The organism is Sulfitobacter sp. HI0040, assembly GCF_001634885.1.
Taxonomy (GTDB): Bacteria; Pseudomonadota; Alphaproteobacteria; order Rhodobacterales; family Rhodobacteraceae; genus Sulfitobacter.
Map to the genome: position 1 here is coordinate 1 of NZ_LWEX01000104.1, position 8,897 is coordinate 8,897.

An 8,897-nucleotide genomic window follows, 5' to 3' on the forward strand; every position below is an offset into this window, starting at 1 on the left:
GTCACCCCGGAGGAGATCGCCGTCTGGGACATCGACGTGCGGCCCGATGGTGCCGGCCTGCCGCCCGGGCAGGGTGACGTGGAAACGGGCGACGCTATCTTCGCTGCACAATGCGCCGCCTGCCACGGGGTCTTCGGCGAAGGCACGGGCCGCTGGCCGGTGCTGGCGGGCGGCTTCGGCACGCTTACCGATCAGCGCCCGGTCAAGACGATCGGCAGCTACTGGCCTTATCTTTCGACGGTCTTCGACTATGTGAACCGTGCGATGCCCTTCGGTGCGGCCCAGACGCTGGAGCCGGACGAAGTCTATGCCATCACCGCCTACCTGATGTACCTCAACAACGAGGTGGACGATGACTTCGTGCTCTCGTCGGAAAATTTCGCGGAACACTCCCTCCCGAACGAGGATGGTTTCTTCATGGACGACCGTGAGAGCACGGAGCTTGTGGCCTTCAGCGCAGCACCCTGCATGAGTGACTGCAAGACAGAGGTGAAGATCACCGGGCGAGCCGCCGTTCTGGACGTGACACCGGAGGAGACCGCCCGGAAAGCGGCGGAGGCCGCGGCAAAGGCGAAGGCAGAGGATGAGGCCAAGGTCGATGCCCCCGCCGACGGGGAGGAGAAGGTCGAGCTTGCCGCCACGGAACCTGCCCCCACGCAGGAGCCGCCCGCCAACACACCCGACCCCGCGCTTGTCGAAGCGGGTGAGAAGGTGTTCCGCAAATGCAAGGCCTGCCATCAGGTAGGCGAGAAGGCGCAGAACCGGGTAGGTCCGATCCTGACCGGGATCGTCGGCGCCCCCGCCGGTGCGGTCGAAGGGTTCAAGTATTCCTCGGCGATGCAGGAGGCGGGTGCTGCGGGCCTCGTCTGGGATCACGAAGCATTGACCGGTTTCCTCACCAAGCCGCGCGGCTTCATGAAAGGCACCAAGATGTCCTTCGGCGGCCTGCGCAAGCAAGAGGACATCGACGCGCTTATCGCCTATCTGCAAAGCGAGAGCTGAGGGCACGCAAACCCGGGGGGCGGCGGGGCCGACATCCGCGCCGCTGCCCCCCTTGAACCCCCCCATCCGCGCGACTAATCTCTAGCCCAAGAGATTTGCGGGTATGGTCCTGCGAACGAACTACAGGCAGGCCAATATGAACGATCCCATCGACACCTACATGAACACGCTCGTCCCCATGGTGGTCGAACAGACCAGTCGCGGGGAACGTGCCTATGACATCTTTTCGCGCCTCCTGAAGGAACGGATCATCTTCCTGAACGGTCCGGTCCACGACGGCATGTCATCACTCATCGTGGCGCAGTTGCTGCACCTTGAGGCGGAGAACCCGTCAAAGGAAATCTCCATGTATATCAACAGCCCCGGCGGTGTCGTGACCTCCGGTCTGTCGATCTACGACACTATGCAGTATATCAAGCCCAAGGTCTCCACACTGGTGATCGGGCAGGCGGCCTCCATGGGGTCGCTGCTGCTGACGGCGGGCGAGGCCGGAATGCGCTATTCGCTGCCCAACAGCCGCGTGATGGTGCACCAGCCCTCGGGCGGCTATCAGGGTCAGGCGACGGATATCATGATCCATGCGCAGGAAACCCAGAAGCTGAAAAAGCGCCTGAACGAGATCTACGTAAAGCACACCGGCCAGACCCTGAAAAAGGTCGAGGACGCACTGGAGCGCGACAACTTCATGTCGCCGGAGGAAGCCAAGGACTGGGGCCTCATCGACGAGATCGTCGAGAGCCGCGGCAAGGCCGACGATCCCGACGCGCCCTCCAAGGGCGGCAAGGACAAGTGATACGCCCCCCGGCGCCATGATTTTGCGATTGTAGCGCCGGGGCCACTGGCCTAGACTCGGGCCATGCGACGCCGCTCCGGGGCAGGGGCAGACAAACACGACAGACCTGAAAGGTTTGAGATGGCGAACAACTCCAGCAGCGACAGCAAGAACACCCTTTACTGCAGCTTTTGCGGCAAGAGCCAGCACGAGGTCCGCAAACTGATCGCGGGACCGACCGTTTTCATCTGCGACGAATGTGTCGAACTGTGCATGGACATCATCCGTGAGGAAACCAAGGCCAGCGGGCTGAAGGCGACCGACGGTGTGCCGACCCCGAAGGACATCTGCGACGTTCTCGACGATTACGTGATCGGTCAGGCGATGGCCAAGCGTGTGCTGTCCGTGGCCGTACACAACCACTACAAGCGCCTGAACCACGCCCAGAAAGGCGGCGACATCGAACTGTCGAAATCCAATATTCTGCTGATCGGCCCCACCGGCTGCGGCAAGACGTTGCTGGCCCAGACGCTGGCGCGTATTCTCGATGTGCCCTTCACCATGGCCGATGCCACCACGCTGACCGAAGCGGGCTATGTCGGCGAGGATGTGGAGAACATCATTCTCAAGCTGTTGCAGGCCTCCGAATACAATGTGGAGCGCGCGCAGCGCGGCATCGTCTATATCGACGAGGTCGACAAGATCACCCGCAAGTCCGAGAACCCCTCCATCACCCGCGATGTGTCGGGTGAAGGCGTGCAGCAGGCGCTGCTCAAGCTGATGGAAGGTACGGTCGCTTCCGTTCCGCCGCAGGGTGGGCGCAAGCATCCGCAGCAGGAATTCCTGCAGGTGGACACGACGAACATCCTGTTCATCTGCGGCGGTGCCTTTGCAGGGCTGGACCGGATCATCGCGGCGCGGGGCAAGGGCTCTGCCATGGGTTTCGGCGCGGATGTGCGCGACAAGGACGCCCGCGGCATCGGTGAGATTTTCACGGACCTCGAACCGGAAGACCTGCTGAAATTCGGTCTCATCCCCGAATTCGTGGGCCGTCTGCCGGTTCTGGCGACGCTGGAGGATCTGGACGAGGATGCGCTCGTCACCATCCTGACCCAGCCGAAGAACGCGCTCGTCAAACAGTACCAGCGCCTGTTCGAACTGGAGGATACGCAGCTGTCCTTCACCGACGATGCGCTGACCGCCATCGCCAAGCGCGCGATCGAACGCAAGACAGGCGCCCGGGGTCTGCGGTCCATTCTGGAGGACATCCTGCTCGACACGATGTTCGAACTGCCGGGGATGGATACCGTGACCGAGGTCGTCGTCAACGAAGAGGCGGTGACCTCCGAAGCGGCCCCGCTGATGATCCACGCGGATGCCGAAAAGGAATCCGCGACGGCGGGGTAGGCGCCCGCGACATGTCGTATGAAACAGGGGCGTGCCGGTTGGCGCGCCCTTTGTTTTATGTGGTGGCTGCGACGTGGCAAGGGGTTGTAACACAGGGCTGCGCGCGACCGCGGGTGGGCATCGCTGACCTGTATGGATGCCACTTTATGGTGCATCCATGGCTCCATCTTTCGTAAGGAAATCAGAGAGTGCCAAAGCGCCCGCCCATGGGGCGGTCGGGCGCTGCCCGGCGGCGCGATGCGCCTTGATTCCGGGCCGAGTGTGCTCACCCCATTCTCATGGCCACGCTCGCTCCACCGCGCGCGATCACGCGATCAGGTCGTAGCGCCCACCTAACGTCTGCTCCACGGCCTGCGCGGAAAGAGCGGCCCAAGGCGCGCCTGTCTCGACAAACCCCCCGGCAATGAGCCGCGCCTGAAGGGCAGGCAGGTCCAGTTCGCCAGCCCCCAGTCGCCGCCTTTGCTGGCCTTTCGGCAACCATGTGTGGACAAGCGTTTCAATGACGTCGGGCGCGCGGCCTGCGAAATGCTCAAGATGTGTGGCGATATGAGTCGTGGCGCGCGATCGCCGCCGCACGATCAGGGCGATCTGTTGGTGCGGCCTTGCGGCAAAGGCCAGCACATGCATGGCGCTGCCTTCTGCGCCGATGATCTGGCGCGCGGCCTTGTATCGCGCGACCTGTACTTCCAACGGATGGTTCTGCGGGTGAAAAATCTCATACCCCTGTTCGTTCAGATAAGCCTCAAGCTCGCCCTCTCCGATCAGCGCGCCGCGCTTCGCGCCCAGCGCGGAGCGTGAGATATAGAGCCGCTCCGGGCCGTCCGCCGTCACGCCCCTGCCAAACCGCGCGCGAAAGGTTGCTCGGGTGGACTGCGTCCCGCGGGAAATCGCACCCAGACCGAAGCCTTGGCCGGGTACGATCAACTCCTCGATTTCGGTGGGCGTGGCGCAGACATGGATCGGCAATCGGATGTCCATCAGGTCAAGAAACGCGCGCTGGAAGGGTTGGGTGGTGTCGCCGAGGCGAGGCCGCTTCGGCATGAAGGCGATGCCCGCGATCTTCCCCGCATCGACCGCGTCCAACGCCCACAGGCGCGCCGTGCTTTCGCCCACGAAATGGGCGAAATAGGTCCACAGTATTCCCCCCCAGAGCCAGCGCCCCTCCAATCGGGCGATCGGACCCTCGGGCATGAGGGGCCGAAGCGTGATGGCGCGTTCATTGCGCCACGTCCCGGCGTTTTCGCAATAGCTTCGGTCGGCGCGCAGCACGCCTGCCACCTGTACATGGCCCGAGGCGACGGGCGGGATCACCCGCGCGCGTTCGACCCGTTCGAGCGTGCCCGACCATCCCCCCTCAGGATCAGGCGGCAGGAACCGGCTTTCGGCCCGTCCCGGCCCGGGCGGATCGGGCTCTGCCGTGATCTCGCGGGTGCAGGCCCAGACCAATCGGGTGGAGGGCCCGGGCAGCTTCGAAAAACCCGCCGCCCTCAGGATCGACTTACATTCACGCGTGCCCGCACGGCCATAGATGCCGGGGTGAAACTCGATCACCACGGCACGAATGCCGGACAGATCGGCATGGCGTAGAAACTCCAGCTCTCCGCCTTCGATGTCCATCACCAGCACCGTGGGCCGGAATTCGGCCACCACGTCGCTCCAGCCGCTTGTCGGGACCTCCACGGCGCGGGTGTCACGGTGGTCATGGTCGATCAGGGAGGAGCCGAGGAAGGAGTTGCGCACAAAGAAAGTGGCGGTTTCCGGCCGTTCCGGCGCGCTGATCACCACCTCGTTGCGCAGTGCAATCCGCCCGCGGAGGTGATTGGCCGCGTGCAGCGCCCTGATATGGGGGATCATCGCGGGATTGGCTTCGAACGACAGGAGTGCTGCGGGCCGCGCGTTATGCGCGATCACCCCGCCCACCACGCCGAGGCCTGCGCCCATCTCCAGCACGCGGTCGTCGGGGCCGATGACGGCCAGGGCACCGGCAATCTCGTCGCCCTCATACCTTGCGGCGTTGATCCGTTCGATCCGGGTTTCGTTCAGGAACGGCGAGGCGGGCACCCTGACCCCGCAGCACACCGCGGCGATTTTCTGCTCCGCCATTCTGCCCACGCGATTATCGTTATGTTTAGTGTGATGATACTCCGCACCTGACGCCCCACCAAACGGTTTGGAACGCCACGCGGGCGGGCATGGCCCAAAGGACACAGCCGGGCCCCGGGCCCCGTGCCATCCGGGCCTACTGGACCTTGCGAGCGCGCTGGTGCATATATCCACCAACTGGATCGGAGAGAGACATGGGCATCCTGAACACCCTTCTGCGTGCGGCCACATGGTGGAACGGGCAGACGCTGAACACCCAGCTTTTCACGTGGCGTAAAGGGGCCAAGGTGGGCGAGGATGCCCAAGGCAATATCTATTACCGCAACGCAGACGACAGCCGCCGCTGGGTGATCTACAATGGTGAGGCCGAAGCCAGCCGCGTGAGCCCCGAATGGCACGGCTGGCTGCACCGCACATGGGATGAGCCGCCCAGCGAAAAGCCGCTGGTGCATAAGGCGTGGGAAAAGCCCCATATCGAGAACCTGACAGGCACGGCGCTGGCCTATGCGCCTGCGGGGTCCATCCGGCGCGAACATCCCGCCGACCGGTCCGACTACGAGGCGTGGAGCCCCGAGTAACATGCGCGAGGATCTTACAGAAGTCCTGACAGGCGCGGTCGTGCTGGCGGCGGCACTGGGCTTCGGCATCTACGCGGCGCAGGCCGCCGGGCTGGGCCGCGACAGCGGCAACTATCCGCTCCATGCCAGTTTCCGCAGCCTCGAAGGTGTCGCCGTGGGCACCGACCTTCGGCTTGCAGGGGTGCGGATCGGGCAGGTCAGCGATGTCTCCCTCAACACCGAGACATTTCGCGCCGATACCACCGTGCGCATTCGCGACGGGGTGGCCATCCCGGATGACAGCGCCATCGTCGTCGCCTCCGAAGGGCTGCTGGGCGGCAATTTCATCGAGATCGTGCCCGGCGGGTCGCCCTTCGACCTTGAGCCGGGGGATGTCTTTACCGATACGCAGGGCTCCGTCAGCCTGATTTCGCTGCTGCTCAAATTCGTATCGGGACAGGGGAGCGACGAATGAGGCGCCGGGCCATATCTTTCCTCTGCCTGCTATTGGCGGGAGCCCCGGCGGCCGAGGCGCAGGAGGTCACTTCGGCCCCCGGCGGCGTGCTGCGCGCGCTCGACAAGATATCGGGCCACACCACCGATATCGAGATGCGCACCGGCGGTGCCACGCGGCTCGGCCAGCTTGAGATTGTGATGAACGATTGCCGCTATCCGGTCGGAAACCCGGCTGGCAACGCGTATGCGGAACTGAGCATCGCCGAAGACGGTGAGCGTATTCCGCTGTTTCAGGGCTGGATGATCGCCTCCGCCCCGGCGCTGAGCGCGCTGGAGCATCCGCGCTACGATGTCTGGGTCATACGCTGCACCACATCCTGAAGGGTGGCGCGCGGTGGTGCGGTGAATGATGCATTCCGCGTGATCGCGTCGGCCAGTCGTTCGCGGTAGTCGTCCCGCGAAATCTCCACGCCGCCCAGCGATTGCAAATGTTCGGTCAGGAACTGCGTGTCAAAGAGGGTATATCCACCCCGCTCAAGCCGGTCGACCAGACAGGCGAGCGCGGTTTTCGATCCGTTGGTCCGGTTGGAAAACATGCTTTCGCCGAAAAAGGCACCCCCGAGGGACACGCCATAGACCCCCCCGGCGAGGGTGGCGCCGTCCCAGACCTCGACCGAGTGGGCCTGACCCATCTCATGCAGCTGACCATAGAGCCGCGCGATGCGATCGTTGATCCATGTATCGGTGCGCGCGGCGCATCCCTGAACCACGTCGTCGAAGGCCCGGTCGATGGTCGTCGTCCAGTCGCTGCGGCGCATGAAGCGCGCAAGTGACCGGGACAGATGGAAACCGTCTACCGGGATGATCCCCCGCCGCCGTGGATCGACCCAGAAGATATCCGGATCGTCACGGTGTTCGGCCATCGGGAAAATGCCGATGGAATAGGCATGGAGCAAAAGGTCCGGCGTCAGGTCCGACATCGCGGGGTTTCAGCCGTGATCAGGCATCGCCAAGATGCGTCTCCAGCCAGTGTTCGAGCCAGTGAATGTTGTAATCCCCGGACAGGATATCCGGTTCCTGCAGCAGCGCATTGAAGAGCGGCACCGTGGTATCAACACCGTCGACGATCAGTTCGCCCAAGGCGCGATTTAGCCGTGCCAGTGCTTCGGGGCGGTCGCGTCCATGCACGATCAGCTTGCCGATCAGGCTGTCGTAATAGGGGGGGATGCGGTAGCCGTCATAAAGCGCGCTGTCCATCCGCACGCCGAGGCCACCGGGTGCGTGATACTGCGTGATCCGGCCCGGGCAGGGCGAGAAGTTCGGCAGTTTCTCCGCATTGATCCGGACCTCGATCGCATGGCCGTTGATGCGCAGATCCTCCTGCTCGAAAGACATGGGCAGACCTGCCGCAACGCGGATCTGTTCGCGCACGAGGTCGACGCCGAAGATGCCTTCGGTCACCGGGTGTTCCACCTGCAGGCGGGTGTTCATCTCGATGAAATAGAACTCGCCGTTCTCGTAGAGGAACTCGATGGTGCCCGCGCCGATGTAGTTGATGTTGGCCATGGCCTCGGCACAGGTCTTCCCGATGCGCGCGCGTTCCTCTTCGCTGATCGCGGGGCCGGGGGCCTCTTCGAAGACCTTCTGGTGCCGGCGCTGAAGCGAACAGTCCCGCTCGCCCAGATGAACGGCGCGGCCCTTGCCGTCGCCGAAGACCTGAATTTCGATGTGGCGCGGCGTGGTCAGGTATTTTTCAATATAGACTTCGTCATTGCCGAAGTTGCTTTTGCCTTCGGCGCGGGCCGTCATGAAGGCGCGCTCCATCTCGGCTGCCGACTGGGCGACCTTCATGCCCTTGCCGCCACCGCCCGCGGTGGCCTTGATGATGACCGGATAGCCCATCTCTTCGCCAAGCTTCTTGGCCTCTTCGAGGTTGGCGACACCGCCCTCGGAGCCGGGCACGCAGGGAACACCGAGCTTTTTCATCGTGTCCTTGGCGGTGATCTTGTCGCCCATGATGCGGATATGTTCCGCCGTGGGTCCGATGAAGGTCAGGCCGTGATCTTCGACCACCTGCACGAAGCCAGCGTTTTCCGAAAGGAAGCCGTATCCGGGGTGAATGGCCTCGGCGCCGGTGATCTCGCAGGCGGCGATGATCGCCGGGATCGACAAGTAGGACTGCTGGCTGGAGGGCGGCCCGATGCAGACGCTTTCATCGGCCATGCGGACATGCATGGCGTCGCTGTCGGCGGTGGAATGGACCGCAACCGATCCGATGCCCATTTCGCGGGCGGCGCGGATGACGCGCAGGGCGATTTCGCCCCGGTTCGCGACGAGTATCTTGCTGAACATGCGCCGCGCCCTATTCGAGGATCACGAGCGGCGCGCCGAATTCCACGGCGTCCCCGTCGGCGACAAGGATGCGCTTCACGGTGCCTGCGCGGGGGGCCGGAATGTGGTTCATGGTCTTCATCGCCTCGACGATGAGCAGGGTATCGCCTTCGGAGACACTGGTGCCGACGGAGATGAAGGCCGGCGCGCCGGGTTCGGCCTGCATGTAGACGGTGCCCACCATGGGCGAGGGGACTGCGCCCGGATGA

The 8,897-nt window shown here is 63.9% G+C and carries 10 protein-coding genes; 6 read left to right on the forward strand and 4 right to left on the reverse strand.

Annotation, left to right across the window (positions count from 1 at the left end):
• From A3728_RS07815 to clpX, 3 genes are all read left to right on the forward strand, one after another.
• A partial coding sequence (locus tag A3728_RS07815) for a c-type cytochrome (RefSeq protein WP_067921785.1) occupies positions 1 to 1,002 on the forward strand: 1,002 nt, incomplete at its 5' end.
• A 136-nt stretch (positions 1,003 to 1,138) separates the two neighbouring features.
• Positions 1,139 to 1,795, forward strand: a complete 657-nt coding sequence (locus A3728_RS07820; RefSeq protein ID WP_067921812.1) for an ATP-dependent Clp protease proteolytic subunit — start codon at positions 1,139 to 1,141, stop codon at positions 1,793 to 1,795.
• Between the two features lie 120 nt (positions 1,796 to 1,915).
• A complete protein-coding gene (gene clpX, locus A3728_RS07825) occupies positions 1,916 to 3,181 on the forward strand; it encodes an ATP-dependent Clp protease ATP-binding subunit ClpX (protein ID WP_067921791.1) in 1,266 nt (421 codons plus the stop codon).
• 306 nt (positions 3,182 to 3,487) lie between these two features.
• Here the strand turns inward: clpX and A3728_RS07830 are convergent, their stop codons facing one another.
• Positions 3,488 to 5,284, reverse strand: a complete 1,797-nt coding sequence (locus A3728_RS07830) for an FkbM family methyltransferase (protein ID WP_067921794.1) — start codon at positions 5,282 to 5,284, stop codon at positions 3,488 to 3,490.
• Between the two features lie 194 nt (positions 5,285 to 5,478).
• Between A3728_RS07830 and A3728_RS07835 the strand changes: the two genes are divergently transcribed.
• Genes A3728_RS07835 through A3728_RS07845 form a run of 3 tightly spaced genes read left to right on the forward strand, consistent with a single transcriptional unit; the run spans position 5,479 to position 6,678 of the window.
• On the forward strand, positions 5,479 to 5,862 hold the full coding sequence (locus tag A3728_RS07835; protein ID WP_067921797.1) for an NADH:ubiquinone oxidoreductase subunit NDUFA12: 384 nt from the start codon (positions 5,479 to 5,481) through the stop codon (positions 5,860 to 5,862).
• 1 nt (position 5,863) lies between these two features.
• On the forward strand, positions 5,864 to 6,316 hold the full coding sequence (mlaD, locus tag A3728_RS07840) for an outer membrane lipid asymmetry maintenance protein MlaD (protein WP_067921801.1): 453 nt from the start codon (positions 5,864 to 5,866) through the stop codon (positions 6,314 to 6,316).
• On the forward strand, positions 6,313 to 6,678 hold the full coding sequence (locus A3728_RS07845) for a DUF2155 domain-containing protein (RefSeq protein WP_067921804.1): 366 nt from the start codon (positions 6,313 to 6,315) through the stop codon (positions 6,676 to 6,678). The genes mlaD and A3728_RS07845 overlap by 4 nt, the downstream gene beginning before the upstream one ends.
• Here the strand turns inward: A3728_RS07845 and aat are convergent.
• The 3 genes from aat to A3728_RS07860 form a co-directional block, all read right to left on the reverse strand.
• The gene (gene aat / locus A3728_RS07850; RefSeq protein WP_067921806.1) at positions 6,642 to 7,277 is read right to left on the reverse strand and encodes a leucyl/phenylalanyl-tRNA--protein transferase; all 636 of its coding nucleotides are present in this window, start codon (positions 7,275 to 7,277) and stop codon (positions 6,642 to 6,644) included. The two genes, A3728_RS07845 and aat, sit on opposite strands and share 37 nt — an antisense overlap.
• Before the next feature lie 19 nt (positions 7,278 to 7,296).
• A complete protein-coding gene (accC, locus tag A3728_RS07855) occupies positions 7,297 to 8,649 on the reverse strand; it encodes an acetyl-CoA carboxylase biotin carboxylase subunit (RefSeq protein WP_067921809.1) in 1,353 nt (450 codons plus the stop codon).
• A 10-nt stretch (positions 8,650 to 8,659) separates the two neighbouring features.
• Positions 8,660 to 8,897, reverse strand: a 238-nt coding sequence (locus A3728_RS07860; protein WP_330220266.1) for an acetyl-CoA carboxylase biotin carboxyl carrier protein, incomplete at its 5' end; no start/stop codon positions are given.